A 13,919-nucleotide genomic window follows, 5' to 3' on the forward strand; every position below is an offset into this window, starting at 1 on the left:
GGAAGCTAAGCCCTTCAGCGCCGATGGTACTGCACTGGTGACGGTGTGGGAGAGTAGGACGCAGCCGGACACACTTTCACGACAGAGGCCCTCCCGGGACACCCCGGGCAGGGCCTCTGCCGCATTTTCCGGACCTTGGGGTCAGCCCGACGTGCCGCGCTCCACGGTCCGGACCTCCGCCACCTGCGCGAGGATGGGTGCCCGTCGGTGCGCACCAGCTGGACTTCGTGAAGGCGACGGTCTGAGAATCGGGCAAATGGGGTATGTCGGGCGCAGCCCGGCGCCAACCCCGGTGCCGCGACGCGGAGGTCCGCCCATGCCCGGTCCGCTCGGCCCGCCCGCACCGTCGCCGACGCGACCCGTCCGATCGCGCGGCCGGGGAGCCGTCGCCGGCGTCGTCGGGGCGGTGCTGGCGGCGACGATGGTGGTGGCACCCGACGCGGTCGCCGCGGACACACCCGGCCCGCTACCCGCGTCCGGCGGCTCGAGCGCCCAGACGGCGACGCCGGGGCCCGACCCGACGACCTCAGCGCCGGCCCCGCCGACGTCGGCGACCTCCGCGCAGCCCGGCACGGTGTCGGTGGCCGGCACCCCGCGCGTCGGCGCGAGCCTGACCGCCGTCACCGAGGGCTGGGACCCCGACCTGACGCTGACCTACCAGTGGACCGTCGACGGCACCCCCCTCGCGGGCGCCACGGACCCGACCCTCGTCCCACCGGCGTCGTCCCTCGGCAGGCACGTCGCGGTCATCGTGACCTCCCACCGCGGCGACACCGTCGTCGACGTGGTGAAGAGCGACCCGGTCGGACCGGTCGGACCGGGGATCTTCACCGCGGCCCCAGCCCCGTCGGTGACCGGGACGCTGCGCGTCGGTCGCATCCTCACCGCGGTCCCGGGCGCCTGGGCGCCGGCCGCCACCTTCACCTACCAGTGGCGCGTCGACGGCGTGCCTGTCAGCGGTGCCACCCGGAGCACCTACACGCTGCAGGCCGCCGACCGGACCAAGCGGGTGACGGTGACGGTCACCGGCTCGCGGGACGGTTTCACGCCGGTCGCGCGCACGTCCGCACCGACGGCTGCCGTCGACTGGGGCATCTTCGCGGCGGCTCCCGTCCCGGTGGTCACCGGTACGCCGCAGATCGGCTCGTCCGTGGGCGTCGCACCGGGGACGTGGTCGCCCAGCGCGACCCTGAGCTACCAGTGGCGGATCGACGGCCGCGCCGTCGCCGGCGCGACGAAGTGGTGGCTCTACCTCGACGCGACGCGGCTCGGGCATCGCGTCGACGTCGTCGTCACGGCGCGACGGTCGGGTTTCCTCACAGTCGTGCGAACGAGTGCGTCGCGCGGACCGATCACCCGCCCGTTCACCACCGCACCGACGCCGACCGTCGGTGGGTTCTTCCGGCGCGTCGGGTGGCCGGTCACCGTGACCACGGGCGCATGGAGCCCGTCCGCCGGTATCACGGTCCAGTGGCGTCGCAACGGTGTCGCCATCCCGGGAGCCACGACCCGCGCCTACCGGCCGACGCGGGCCGACCTCGGCAAGCGGCTCACGGTGACGGTCACCGGGCGACGGGCCGGCTACACGACCACCGCACGTACGAGCGCCGCCACGCCCGCGATCCTGCCCGCGCCCTACGGCTTCACCGACGCCGGCACCCCGGCGACACCGCCGGTGGCCGCCTACGCCCCCTCGACGATCAAGCTCATGACCGACGAGCAGTGGGCCAAGGTCACGGCCAGCGGCGTGTGGCGGAGTGGTTGCCCGGGCTACCGGACGTCGTTCCGGCGCGTCGAGGTGCCCTACCGCGGGCTCGACGGCCAGACGCACCGCGGCTGGGTCAATGTCAACGCCGACGTCGCCACGAGCACCGCGAAGATCTTCAACACCCTCTACGCCAAGGGTTTCCGGATGCACCGCGTCGAGGGCATCGAGATGTTCGGCGGCTGGGAGTGGCTCGGGTCGAAGGGCAACGTGTCGACGGCGCTCAACTGCCGCAAGCCCTCGGAGCAGAACTCGAGCAACTCGTCCTCACCGCACGCGTGGGGCCGCGCCCTCGACCTCAACCCGGTGCAGAACCCCTACATCAACCCGCGCACCGGCACGTGGGACCCCAACGCCCCCGCCTCCTCGACCGCCCCCGGGGCGATTCGCTACGGCGGCCTCGCCTGGACGGTGCTGCGTTCCTACGACTGGTACTGGTCGGGCACCGACGCGTGGCGCGACTACATGCACTTCGACACCGGGTACCCGTCGCGGCCCAAGGCGGGCTACGCCACGACCCCGGACGGAGACGACCTCCTGCACGGCACCCTGCGCTGAGGCGTCGCGCCGTCGACGCGACCGTCGACAGTGCTCGTCGACAGTGCTCGTCGACCCGAGTGGGCTCGACGCGGAGGCATGCCACAGGTAAGGGTGGGGCATGAGCAGCGGCCTCGACGCAGACCACACCTTCGACGTCATCGTCATCGGGCTCGGCCCCGGCGGCGAGCACGTGGCCGGCACCCTCGCCGAACGCGGGCTGCGCGTCCTCGGCGTCGACCGTCGCCTCGTCGGCGGCGAGTGCCCCTACTGGGGATGCATCCCGTCGAAGATGATGATCCGTGCTGCTGACGCCCTCGCCGAGGCGCGGCGCGTCCCGGACCTCGCGGGCAGCATCGGCCAGGTCAGTCCCGACTGGGGGCACGTGCACCGGCGCATCCGCGACGAGGCCACCGACGACTGGGACGACAAGGTCGCCGTCGACCGCCTCGTCGGCAAGGGCGCCACGTTCGTCCGGGGGACCGGAGTCATCACCGGGTCCGGCCGGGTCGCCGTCGACGGCACCGCGTACACCGCGACCACCGGGATCGTCGTCAACACCGGCACGACCCCAGCGATCCCGCCCATCGAGGGCCTCGCGGACGTGCCCTACTGGACCAACCACGAGGCCGTCGAGGCCGCCGAGCTGCCGGCCTCGCTCGTCGTGCTCGGTGGCGGCGCCATTGGCTGCGAGCTGAGCCAGGCCATGGCCCGCTTCGGCACGAGCGTCACCGTCGTCGAGGCGGCCGACCGGCTCCTCGCCCTCGAGGAGCCCGAGGCGTCGGCGAAGGTGGCGGAGGTGTTCGAGGCCGAGGGCATCACGGTGCACACCGGCGTCGGCGCCACCAAGGTCGAGCGGCACGACGCCGGCGTCCGCGTCAGCCTCGAGGACGGCACGCACGTCGACGCCAACCGGATCCTCGTGGCCACCGGCCGGCGCCCCGACGTCACCGGCGTCGGGCTGCACCACGTCGGTGTCGCCGAGGACGCACGCTTCGCCCCGGTCGACGACGAGTGCCGCGTCGCCGACGGCGTCTGGGCCATCGGAGACATCACCGGCAAGGGCGCGTTCACGCACGTGTCGATGTACCAGGCTGCGGTCGTCGTCCGCGACGTCCTCGGCGACGACGGGCCGCCCGCGGAGTACGCGGCGCTGCCCCGGGTCACCTTCACCGACCCCGAGGTCGGCGCGGTCGGCCTCACCGAGGCGCGGGCCCGCGAGCAGTACGACACGGTGCAGGTCGGCGTGACACCGCTCGGCGAGACGACGCGGGGCTGGATCGCCAAGGCCGACGGCCTCATCAAGGTGGTGGCCGACGCCGACAGCGGGCTGCTCGTGGGCGCGACCGTCGTCGGCCCTGCGGGTGGCGAGCTCCTCGGGGCGCTCGCGGTGGCGGTCCACGGCAAGGTCCCCGTCACCCGGCTCCGCTCGATGATCTACGCCTACCCGACGCTGCACCGTGGCATCGAGGAGGCGCTCGGCCGGCTCGCCTGACGGGGTCGACGAGGGCGGGTGCGGTCGACGGTCCGCCGGTGGACCCACGACGGCTCGGGTGCGGGGCCGTCGGAGACGCCCGGCTTCGGACGCTACGGTGAGGCCATGCCCCAGCGCCTGCTCGCCCTCGACCTCGACGGGACGACCCTCAGCCACATGGGCGAGCTGTCGCCCCGTGTCCGCGAAGCCGTCCGGGCCCTGCCGGAGGAGGTCAGGGTCGTCGTGGCCACCGGACGCTCGATCCTCGCGACGACCCCGGTGCTCGAGGAGCTCGGGATCACCACCGGGTTCGCCGTCTGCGCCAACGGGGCCGTGACGCTCGAGCTCGACCCGGCCGCCGAGCACGGCTACCGAATCGTCGACACGGTGACCTTCGACCCGCGGCCCGTGCTGGAGAAGATGCGGGTCGCCCTTCCCGACGCGCTCATCGCCGTCGAGGAGCTCGGCGTCGGGTTCAAGGTCAGCCGGTACTTCCCGGACGGTGAGCTCATGGGCGAGTCGCGCGTGGTGTCGTGGGACGAGCTCGTCGAGCACCCCGTGACCCGTGTGACGCTGCGTCAGCCCGAGGCCAGCGCCGAGGAGTTCATGGAGATGGTCGAGCGGGCCGGCCTGCACGGCGTGTCCTACGCCGTCGGCTGGTCCGCCTGGCTCGACATCAACCCCGAGGGCGTGTCCAAGGGGTCCGCGCTCGAGCTCGTCCGGCGCAGCCTCGGCATCGAGCCGATCCACACCATCGCCTGCGGCGACCAGCGCAACGACCTCGAGATGCTGCACTGGGCGGCCTGGGGCGTCGCCATGGGCAACGCTCCCGACCAGGTCAAGGCCGTCGCCGACGAGGTGGCCGGTCACGTCGACGAGGACGGCCTCGTGCCCGTGCTCGAGGCGGTGAGTGCCGCGGTCAGGGACGGCGTCCCGTTCCGCGACGGCGTGCCCTCCGGGGCCACTGCACGTCTCGAGCTGTGACGCGCTCGCGCGGCCGGCGAGGCACGACGAGAATTCTCCCGGGTCGTGTCGAGACCGTCGGCCGCCGTTCGACGCAAGGGTGAGAGCAGGCGCACCGCCTGCACCGACCGAAGGAGACACCGTGCGTTTCATGATCATCGTCCCGGCCAACGCGGACTCCGAGCAGGGCCGCACCGGCACCGTCCAGCAGTTCGCGGACATGCAGGCCTACAACGAGCAGATGCTCCGCGCCGGCGTCTTCGTCGCGGGTGAGGGCCTGCACCCCACGAGCCGCGGGGCCCGCGTCACGTGGGCCGACGGCGAGTGGTCGGTGACCGACGGCCCGTTCGCCGAGGCCAAGGAGCTCATCGCCGGGTTCACCATCATCGAGGTGTCCTCCCGCGAGGAGGCCCTCGAGTGGCTCAAGAAGTGGCCGGCGTCATGCGCGCCCGACCCGGGCCTGCACCTCGAGCTGCGCCAGGTCTATGCGCCCGAGGACTTCGGCGAGGAGTTCACCGCCGAGATGCGCGAACGTGAGGAGCGCATGCGCGAGGAGGCCGCCCGCAACGCGGCCCGCGGCTGACCTGCGGTCCGGGTGGTCACCACGGGACGCGTCCCTGAGGGCGTGATGCGCCGCGACCGCTACGTCACTGCTCAGTCAGAGTGAGCAGTGACGTAGCGGTGGTGGGTGTCCACCTGCCGGGTCGCGGGGCACCGGGAGGCCCCCGGAGTCGATGCGGCGTGCGAGAGTGGCCCGGTGGCCGTGACGACCCAGCCCCACCCGGGCGAGCCGAGTCCTGACGAGGTGCGTCGCACCCTCGAGGCCGTGTGGCGCATGGAGGCCGCCAAGGTGACCGCCGTCGTGGCGCGCGTCGTCGGCGACATCGGCCTGGCCGAGGACCTCGCGCAGGACGCGTTCGTGCAGGCCCTCGAGCAGTGGCCACGTGACGGTGTGCCCGACAGGCCGGGGGCCTGGTTGACGCAGACCGCCCGCCGCCGGGCCGTCGACCGGATCCGCCGTGACGTCAACCTCGCCCGCAAGCTGCAGCAGGTCGGCCACGCCGAGGAGCTGCGGGTCGCCGACCTCGCCGAGGCCGACTTCGACGCCGCGCTCGAGGACATCGACGACGACGTCCTGGGCCTCATCTTCGCCGCCTGCCATCCCGCCCTCACCGCCCAGGCCCGGATCTCCCTGACGCTGCGGATGATCGGCGGCCTGACGACGCGCGAGATCGCGCGGGCGTTCCTCACCACCGAGACGACGATCGGCCAACGCATCTCGCGGGCGAAGCGAACCCTGAGCCAGGACGGCGTCACCGTCGCCGTGCCGTCCGGGTCCGAGCTGGCGCCCCGGCTCGCGTCCGTGCTCGAGGTCGTCTACCTCGTCTTCAACGAGGGGTACGCCGCGACGTCCGGGCGCGACTGGGTCCGCGGCGACCTCATGGAGGAGGCCATCCGTCTCGGGCGCGTCCTGGCGGCGCTCGCGCCGCGTGAGGCCGAGGTCCACGGGCTGCTCGCCCTCATGGAGATCCAGGCCTCGCGCACCCGCGCGCGGATCGGCCCCGACGGCGAGCCGGTGCTGCTCCTCGACCAGGACCGCACCGCGTGGGACTGGGCCCTGATCCGCCACGCGCTCGCAGCCCTCGACCGGGCCCTCGCCCTCGCCGCCGCACCGGGCACCGACGGTGCCGCCCCCTCCGGACCGGGTCCCTACCTGCTCCAGGCGGCGATCGCCGCCTGCCACGCCCGGGCCCGCACGGCCGAGGAGACCGACTGGGCGCAGATGGTCGCTCTGTACGAGCAGCTCGCGGCGCTCCGTCCCTCGCCGGTCATCGACCTCAACCGCGCCGTCGCGCTGTCCTACGCCGCCGGTCCCGAGGCCGCCCTCGGCGTCGTCGACGAGCTGGTGGACGCCGGCGCGCTGGCCGACTACCACCTTCTCCCGAGCGTCCGGGGGGACCTCCTCCTGCGCCTGGGGCGGGGCGAGGAGGCCAGGGCCGAGTTCGCGCGCGCGGCCGACATGGCCCAGAACGAGGCCGAGCGCACGCTGCTTCGACGACGGGCCGCCGTGGACGACTGACCCAAACCGTCACGGGCACCGGTGCATGAGGACTACCGTCGGAAGACCCTGCACCGACGACGACCGTCGACCGGGTCCGCCACGGAGGGAGGCCGCACGTGGCCCGCACCGAGGGCCGGGGCGCCACCCGGCACGCGACCGGCACGAAGTCCGACGTCGAGCACTGGGAGTCCGGCCGATCCACGACACGACCCGGCCGCGGGCCCTTCGAGAACGCCTACACGCGCGGCATCACCGAGGAGCTGCCGCGACCCGCCGTCCGCAGCCGCGCCCTGCCGCCGATGCCGTTCGTGCTGCACGGCGCGGTGGTCACGCCCGAGGGTGCCTGGTCCAGCGGCTACCTCACCGTGGCCGACGGCGTGGTGGCACGGGTCTCGAGGCGCAAGCCGGGCGACCTGCCGGTGCAGGAGACGGACGGCGTCATCCTGCCCGGCCTGCTCGACCTGCACGGCCACCCCGAGTTCAACGTCTTCGCCGCCTGGGAGCCCCCGAAGCTCTTCGCCAACCGGTACGCGTGGCGGCGCTCGACGCCGTACCAGCAGCTCGTCCGGGACCCGCAGAACGTCCTGCTGACGCGCGTGCCGCCGGGGACGGAGACCCGGTACGCGGAGGTACGCGCGCTCGTCGGCGGCGTCACCGGCATCCAGGGCGCGTCCGGCGCGAGCACGGCGACCGCTGAGCCGCTCGTGCGCAACGTCGACCAGTGGGCGTTCGGCGCGCACCGTGCGCGGTCGATGATCGACCTGCCGTCGGGCTCCTTCGGGCTGCCGACCTTCCAGCGCGTCATGGAGCGGATCGCAGCGGGTGAGGTCACCGCGTTCTACCTGCACCTGTCCGAGGGGCGACGTGGAGATGCCGTGAGCGCCAAGGAGTTCCGACACTTCCTCGACCTCGGCGGCGCCACCCCGGCGACGAACATCATCCATGGCAGTGCCCTCTCGGCGGACGACCTGCGCACGGTCGCGGCGGCCGGGTGCCGGCTCGTGTGGTCGCCCCAATCGAACCTGCGCCTCTACGGCGAGACGACCCTGGCGGGTGAGGCGCTCGCGGCGGGCATGCCGGTGGCGCTCGGGGCCGACTGGCTGCCGTCGGGCTCGACGAGCCTCCTCGCCGAGATGAAGGTCGCGCGCCGCGAGCTGGCCCAGCAGGGACACCCGCTGGCCGCGGCGGACCTCGTCGCGATGGTGACGTCGGTGGCCGCCCGCGTCGCCGGGCTGGACGAGCACCTCGGCGCGCTGGCGGAGGGCCGGCCGGCCGACCTCGTCGTCCTCGAGCGCCACCACGCCGACCCGTACGAGAACGTCTGCCTCGCGGACCCATCGTGGGTCGAGCTCGTCTGCATCGGGGGCGACGTCACCTACGCTCGCGCCGACTGGTTCGCCTCGCTCTCCGGCGCGGCCCAGGGAACGACGATCGAGGACCTCACCGCCTGGGGCAAACCGATGCGGCTCGACACCGGTTTCCAGGGCGGCGCCGACGTGCCACCGCTGTCGACGGTGCGTGGTCTGCTCACCGACGCCTACCCCGCGGTGGGGCCGATCTTCGCCTGACCCCACTCAGGCGACGAAGATGCAGAACGGGTGACCGGCGGGGTCTGCGAAGACGTAGAGGGGCTCGTCCTCGTCGTCGGACCGGTCGAGCAGGATCGTCGCGCCGAGCCCCACGGCCCGGTCGCGCTGACGCCCCAGGGCGGGCAGGTCGTCGACCGTCATGTCGAGGTGCGACATCTGGCGCTGGCGTGCCGGGTCGGGGCCGTCGGCGCTCCACACCGGTGGCTCGTACGCGGCGACCTGCTGGAAGGCGAGACCCCGCCCACTGCGGGCGGCGTCCGGCTCGGGCCGCAGCACGAGCCAGTCCTCGCCGTTCGGATCCGGCTGACCGGCCGGTGGCAGCTCGTCACCCGGGCGGTAGGCGTAACCGAGCAGCTGCCGGTAGAACTCGGCGAGGGCCCGCGCGTCCGGGCAGTCGAGGACGACCTGGCGGAGCATGGGGTAGTCGCTGACGTCGCGGTCCATCACCCGACCGTAGCCCGTGGCGGTGACGCCGACCCGCTGCAGCGGGCCCCGGGGGCGCGGCGCGGACGCCGGTCGGAAAGGGTCCGAACACGATCCGAACACGGTCCGGACCGTCGCCTGACCCCGGCCGGGCACCGTGGGTGCCATGACGAACGACATCCGCCGGACCACCGGCACGCTCCGAACCGTCCTGCAGCCGTCCGGCGCCGTCGCCGCCGCGGTGCTCCTCGCGGGCGGCCTCGCCCTGGGCGCCTGCTCCACGGGCGACGCTCCCGGTGCCGGCGGCACGGCTGTCGGCCTCGGTGCCGTGCAGGCACGGGCCTCCGGCGCCTCGGACGACGCGACGACTGCCGACCTGGTCGAGGCCGACCTGGTCGACGCAGCCCTGGGAGCGCCTGCGCCGGCGACGTCCGCGACCGCCGCGGACGCGCCCTTCGGCCAGGGCGACCGGCGCGGGCTCAGGGCCCGGCTGTTGCGCGCCCTCCACGCCACGTGGGTCACCGAGGGCCGGACCGGGCCGGTCACGCACCAGGCCATCCGGGGCGAGGTCACCGCGGCATCGAGCACATCGGTGACCGTCAGGGCCCGGGACGGCGTCTCGTCGACCTTCACCGTCACCGGCGACACGAGGGTCCGGGCCCGCGCGAACGGCACGGGCCACGACTCGTCGATGGCCGCAGTCCGCGTCGGTGACAAGGCGTTCGTCGTGGGTACCGGTGCGACGCGCCCGACGGCCGGTGTCGTCGTCTTCCGCCACGCCAACGCGACCCCGTCGACCACACCTTCCCCGGGCACGACGAGCTGACCCCTGCCCCGCCGCGACGTCGCGGTCAGGAGGCCACGGGCTCGTCGCGCGACGCGTCCGGGGCGTCCTCCTCGGCCGGTGCGTCCGACGCGTTGCGGGTGGCCGCATCGGCACGCCGCCTGGCCACGAGGCTCGTCAGGGTGACGACGGCGAGGATGCCGACGATGACGCCGAGCGAGGCGAGCGTCGGGATCTCGGGGACGCCGGGCCACACGGTGTGCCCCCAGTGGAGCACCAGCTTGGCACCGATGAAGGCCAGGATGAGCGACAGGCCGTGCCCGAGGTGCACGAGCGAGGACAAGGCGTTCTCGAGGACGAAGTAGAGCGCGCGCAGGCCGAGCAGCGCGAACGCGTTCGTCGCGAAGACGAGGTAGGGGTCGCCGGTGATGCCGTAGACGGCCGGGACCGAGTCGATGGCGAAGACGACGTCGGTGCCGAGGATCGCGACGGCCACGACGGCGAGCGGCGTCAGCCGGCGGCGCCCGCCGCGCCTGACCGACAGGTGCGTGCCGTCGTAGTCATCGGTGACCGGGTGGAAGCGGCGGACCAGCTTGACGCTGCGCAGGTTCGCGACGTCGATCTGGTGGTCGCCGTGCGACAGCGCGTCCCGGCCGACCTTGACGGCGGTGGCCAGCAGGATCGCGCCGAAGAGCAGGAAGGTCCACGAGAAGGTGGCGATCATCTGGGCGCCGACGGCGATGAAGACGCCCCGCAGCACGAGGGCGCCGGCCACCCCGATGAGCAGCACCCTCTGGCGCAGCTCGCGGGGCACGGCGAACGCCGACAGCAGGATGATGAAGACGAAGAGGTTGTCGACCGACAGCGACTTCTCCACGAGGTAGCCGGTGTAGTACTCGAGGCCCTGCGGCGAGCCGTACCGGGACCAGAGCCACGCGCCGAAGGCCAGCGGGATCGCGACGTAGAACGCCGACCAGGCAACGGCCTCGCGCATGCTGGGGTCGTGCGGCCGTCGGGTGATGACGAAGTCGACCGCGAACAGGGCCACGATGCCGAGGATCGTGGCGGTCCACAGCGTCGGCGTCCCGATGGACAGGGTGGTCGTCGCGGTGCTGGACACGGTGGTGGTCGCGGTGGCGGACACGGTCGCGGTGGCGGACACGGCGGTCGGCGGGGCAAGGGTGGTGAGCACGGTGGTCTCCTCAGAACGGACACGTGGCGGTTCGTCTGAGGTCTCCTCCACCGGCTGGCACCGGCTCCCGTCCGGGGCGGCTGGGCCGCCGTACTGACCGGAACGGGACGTGGAAGTACTCCCCTCGTGCACAAGGGTACGTGACGCGTCGACCGAAGCCCAAGACGCCGCCGCGCGTCACCCCGACGGCAGCGGCGGTCGCACCCGGTTCTCGGGAGGAGGCACCGGCGTCCCGTCCGGTCCCACAGCCGCGGGCAGCCGGAGCGTGAACCGGGCCCCGCCCTCGGCCGCGTGCCCGGCCTCGACGTGTCCGCCGAGCAGCTCGGAGAGGCGCCCGACGATGGCCAGGCCGAGGCCCGTGCCGACCGGCCGAAGGCCCCGGTAGCGCTCGTGCAGGACCGACGGCTCGAACGCGACGGCGAGGTCGTCGTCGGTGAGGCCGGGACCGCCGTCGCGCACCTCGACGACGTGGACGGCCCCGGGCCCCGGGAGGGCGGCACCTGCGACGGTCCCCTCGGTACGCACCTCGACGACGATCGGCCGTCCCGACGGCGTGACGCGCAGGGCGTTCTCGAGGAGCCCGTCGACGAGCTGCCGCAGCCGCCCCGCGTCGGTGAGCACGGGCGCCGCCCGAACCCTCGTCACGAGTGCGAACGGGACCCCCACCGCGCCGCACCGTGCCGACCACACCGCCTCCACCTCATGGCCCACGACGACGAGGTCGGTGGGCCGGGGGTGCAGGCTCGGCGCCTGCGCACCGAGCCGCGCCAGGTCGAGCAGGTCGCCCACGAGACGCTCGAGGCGACGCGACTCCAGCAGCACGACACCACCCACCCGCGCCGCGTCCTGCGGGGGCACGACCCCGCTCGCGAGCGACTCGGCGTACCCGGTGATCCCGGTGAGCGGCGTCCGCAGGTCGTGCGACACCGACAGGAGGAAGTCGCGCTGGCGTCCCTCCGAACGCGAGAGCGAGGCCGACAGCCTGTTGAGGGCGCTCGCCACCTCGGCGACCTCGTTCGGCCCCTCGACCGGGACCGTGACGTCGCGTCGACCGGCGGCCAGGGCGTGCGCGGCATCGGCGGTCCTGCGCAGCGGGCGCGCGAGCCGAGCGGCGAGGGCCGCACTGACGGCGACGGCGACGAGCGCGGCGATGGCGAGAGCCAGCAGGACGCGGCGGACCAGCCGGTCAGAGGCGGCCGTCGCGTCGGACCGGCGCTGGGCCAGCACGATGCCACCGGCGTCGGTCGGCCGTCCCTCCACGAGGACGGTCGTGCCGTCGAGCTCGTCCCGCCCCGACACCGGCCGCCCGGCGAGCAGCGCCGCGGTGCGGGCGGGCGTCAGCGCCGCACGGGCCAGACGGCTGGTCGAGACGACGGTCCCGCCCCGGCCGACGCTGGCCGACTCGACGCCGAGCGCCCCGAGGGTGCGGACCGCCCGGTTCTGCGCGACCCGCGCCACCTCGCCGGTGTCGGCGCGGGCGGCCGCCGCGTCGGCGATCCGGGCGAGGGTGGCGCGCGCCGAGTCCTCGGCGGAGGAGCGCGCCAGCCCGACCGCGAGGAGCCCGGCGAGCACGGCGGTGAGGACCGCGATGCCGACGGCGAGCTGCGTGATGCGCCGCGACAGCGAGGCGCCGTGCGAGGCGCCGTGCGAGGCGCTCACGGCGCGCGCTCGGCCGCGTAGCCGACGGACCGGACGGTGCGGATCGGGCTCGCCTCGCCGAGCTTCGCACGCACCTGCGCCACGTGGACGTCGACGGTCCGCCCACCCGCGGAGGAGCTGTAGCCCCACACCTCGCTGAGCAGCCGTTCCCGCGTGAAGACGACACCCGGGCGCCGCAGCAGATGTGCCAGGAGGTCGAACTCCGTTGCGGTCAGGGCGATCTGGCGGCCGTCGACGGTGACTTCGTGGCTCGTGAGGTCGACGCTGAGGGACCCGTGGCGCAGCACCTCCGGCGTGCCCGCGGTGCCGCGTGTCCGACGGAGGACACCGCCGAGGCGCGCGACGAGCTCGCGGGGGGAGAACGGCTTGGTCAGGTAGTCGTCGGCGCCCAGCTCGAGCCCCAGGACGCGGTCCACCTCGTCGTCGCGCGCCGTGACGAACAGCACCGGCGTCCAGTCGTTCTCGGCCCGCAGCCGCCGGCACACATCGATGCCGTCCATCGTCGGCAGACCGATGTCGAGGATCACCGCCGAGGGACGCATCCGGCGGACGGCGGCCAGGGCCTGCCCACCGTCACCGACGACCTCGACCCCGTAGCCGGCGGCGCGCAGGTTGAGGCGCAGGAGGTCGGCGATGGTCGCCTCGTCCTCGACGACGAGCACGAGGCCACGCCGTGCCGGTGCGTCGCTGCTCGGGGGTTGGGCCGTGGGCACGCTCGCAGCGTAGAGCCCGCCGGACGCGCCGGCGTCACGCCGACGTCAGGATCGTGTCAGGACCGGTCCGTGGCGTGCGCGGCCGGGTCGGTCGGTCCGCCCGCGAGCGGTCCGGCCACGGCGTCCGCACCGGCGTCCGCACCAGTGTCCGCACCGCTGCCCGGACCGCTGTCCGGACCGCTGCCCGGGCCCGGGGCTCGGCCACGACGCCGCAGGACGACCGCCGCGACGATGCCCCCGGCGAGGGCGAGGAGTCCGGCTGCCGCCCACCAGGACCCGGCCTCGGCCGCGATCCAGGCCTGGACGACCGCGAGACCCACGGTGGCGTAGAGCGTCGCCCACACCGCCGACCCGACCACCGCCGCCGGCACGTACCAGCGCAACGGCATCCGCATGACGCCGGCGGTCAGGTGCACCGCGGTCTGGACGCCGACCGTGAGGTAGGACAGCGTGACGGCCACGGGCCCGAGTCGTCGCAGCCACGCCTCGGCGCGCGAGGTCAGTTCGTTGTGCCTGCCACGGTAGCGACGCCACCCGGAGACGGCCCCACGGCCGACCCAGTACGTGCCGTTCGAGCGGACCATCGCGCTCGCGAACAGTGCGAGGAACGCCTGCCAGAAGGGCAGGGCGGCGATGGCGTCGAGCATGGCGCCACTCTAGGTGTCCCGCCGGCGGCACCGGTCCGGCTGTCGACCTCGGCGGCACGGCCTGCGCTTCGCGGCACGTGCCGCTCGGCCCCGGCCCGGCCCTGCCCCGAA

General features: G+C 74.0%; 12 protein-coding genes. 7 read left to right on the forward strand and 5 right to left on the reverse strand.

Annotated elements, in window-relative coordinates; genetic code table 11:
• Window positions 1-316: 316 nt before the first annotated feature.
• From ACR9ZK_RS08090 to ACR9ZK_RS08115, 6 genes are all read left to right on the forward strand, one after another.
• Window positions 317-2,323: a M15 family metallopeptidase gene (locus tag ACR9ZK_RS08090; RefSeq protein ID WP_481341381.1), complete on the forward strand. Its 2,007-nt coding sequence runs from the start codon at window positions 317-319 to the stop codon at window positions 2,321-2,323.
• 100 nt (window positions 2,324-2,423) lie between these two features.
• Window positions 2,424-3,797, forward strand: a complete 1,374-nt coding sequence (locus tag ACR9ZK_RS08095) for a dihydrolipoyl dehydrogenase family protein (protein WP_481341382.1) — start codon at window positions 2,424-2,426, stop codon at window positions 3,795-3,797.
• Between the two features lie 105 nt (window positions 3,798-3,902).
• A complete protein-coding gene (locus ACR9ZK_RS08100) occupies window positions 3,903-4,760 on the forward strand; it encodes an HAD family hydrolase (protein ID WP_481341383.1) in 858 nt (285 codons plus the stop codon).
• Window positions 4,761-4,890: 130 nt separating this feature from the next.
• Complete coding sequence (locus ACR9ZK_RS08105) at window positions 4,891-5,322, forward strand: YciI family protein (RefSeq protein WP_481341406.1); 432 nt, start codon at window positions 4,891-4,893, stop codon at window positions 5,320-5,322.
• Window positions 5,323-5,574: 252 nt separating this feature from the next.
• Window positions 5,575-6,819: an RNA polymerase sigma factor gene (locus tag ACR9ZK_RS08110; RefSeq protein WP_481341407.1), complete on the forward strand. Its 1,245-nt coding sequence runs from the start codon at window positions 5,575-5,577 to the stop codon at window positions 6,817-6,819.
• Window positions 6,820-6,917: 98 nt separating this feature from the next.
• Window positions 6,918-8,369, forward strand: coding sequence for an amidohydrolase family protein (locus ACR9ZK_RS08115; protein ID WP_481341384.1), 1,452 nt, complete (start codon window positions 6,918-6,920; stop codon window positions 8,367-8,369).
• Between the two features lie 6 nt (window positions 8,370-8,375).
• Here the strand turns inward: ACR9ZK_RS08115 and ACR9ZK_RS08120 are convergent, their stop codons facing one another.
• The gene (locus ACR9ZK_RS08120; protein WP_481341385.1) at window positions 8,376-8,834 is read right to left on the reverse strand and encodes a VOC family protein; all 459 of its coding nucleotides are present in this window, start codon (window positions 8,832-8,834) and stop codon (window positions 8,376-8,378) included.
• A gap of 145 nt (window positions 8,835-8,979) precedes the next feature.
• Between ACR9ZK_RS08120 and ACR9ZK_RS08125 the strand changes: the two genes are divergently transcribed.
• On the forward strand, window positions 8,980-9,639 hold the full coding sequence (locus ACR9ZK_RS08125; protein WP_481341386.1) for a hypothetical protein: 660 nt from the start codon (window positions 8,980-8,982) through the stop codon (window positions 9,637-9,639).
• A gap of 25 nt (window positions 9,640-9,664) precedes the next feature.
• Here the strand turns inward: ACR9ZK_RS08125 and ACR9ZK_RS08130 are convergent, their stop codons facing one another.
• The 4 genes from ACR9ZK_RS08130 to ACR9ZK_RS08145 form a co-directional block, all read right to left on the reverse strand.
• Entirely contained in the window at window positions 9,665-10,717 is a 1,053-nt protein-coding gene (locus ACR9ZK_RS08130) for a TerC family protein (protein WP_481341408.1), read from the reverse strand.
• A 249-nt stretch (window positions 10,718-10,966) separates the two neighbouring features.
• A complete protein-coding gene (locus ACR9ZK_RS08135) occupies window positions 10,967-12,448 on the reverse strand; it encodes a sensor histidine kinase (protein ID WP_481341387.1) in 1,482 nt (493 codons plus the stop codon).
• Window positions 12,445-13,161 carry a response regulator transcription factor gene (locus ACR9ZK_RS08140; protein ID WP_481341388.1) on the reverse strand — a complete coding sequence of 239 codons (717 nt, stop codon included), beginning with the start codon at window positions 13,159-13,161 and terminating at the stop codon, window positions 12,445-12,447. The genes ACR9ZK_RS08135 and ACR9ZK_RS08140 overlap by 4 nt, the downstream gene beginning before the upstream one ends.
• A gap of 56 nt (window positions 13,162-13,217) precedes the next feature.
• The gene (locus ACR9ZK_RS08145; protein WP_481341389.1) at window positions 13,218-13,808 is read right to left on the reverse strand and encodes a DedA family protein; all 591 of its coding nucleotides are present in this window, start codon (window positions 13,806-13,808) and stop codon (window positions 13,218-13,220) included.
• Window positions 13,809-13,919 lie beyond the last annotated feature (111 nt).

The sequence above is a fragment of the Monashia sp. HAY1-5C genome (assembly GCF_056755255.1).

What these genes read in the sequence shown, in the direction of transcription:
- ACR9ZK_RS08095 (WP_481341382.1), top strand. Translation starts at nt 2,424, where the DNA reads ATGAGCAGCGGCCTCGACGCAGACCACACCTTCGACGTCATCGTCATC.
- ACR9ZK_RS08125 (WP_481341386.1), top strand. Translation starts at nt 8,980, where the DNA reads ATGACGAACGACATCCGCCGGACCACCGGCACGCTCCGAACCGTCCTG.
- ACR9ZK_RS08105 (WP_481341406.1), top strand. Translation starts at nt 4,891, where the DNA reads ATGATCATCGTCCCGGCCAACGCGGACTCCGAGCAGGGCCGCACCGGC.
- ACR9ZK_RS08145 (WP_481341389.1), bottom strand. Translation starts at nt 13,808, where the DNA reads ATGCTCGACGCCATCGCCGCCCTGCCCTTCTGGCAGGCGTTCCTCGCA.
- ACR9ZK_RS08110 (WP_481341407.1), top strand. Translation starts at nt 5,575, where the DNA reads ATGGAGGCCGCCAAGGTGACCGCCGTCGTGGCGCGCGTCGTCGGCGAC.
- ACR9ZK_RS08120 (WP_481341385.1), bottom strand. Translation starts at nt 8,834, where the DNA reads ATGGACCGCGACGTCAGCGACTACCCCATGCTCCGCCAGGTCGTCCTC.
- ACR9ZK_RS08090 (WP_481341381.1), top strand. Translation starts at nt 317, where the DNA reads ATGCCCGGTCCGCTCGGCCCGCCCGCACCGTCGCCGACGCGACCCGTC.
- ACR9ZK_RS08100 (WP_481341383.1), top strand. Translation starts at nt 3,903, where the DNA reads ATGCCCCAGCGCCTGCTCGCCCTCGACCTCGACGGGACGACCCTCAGC.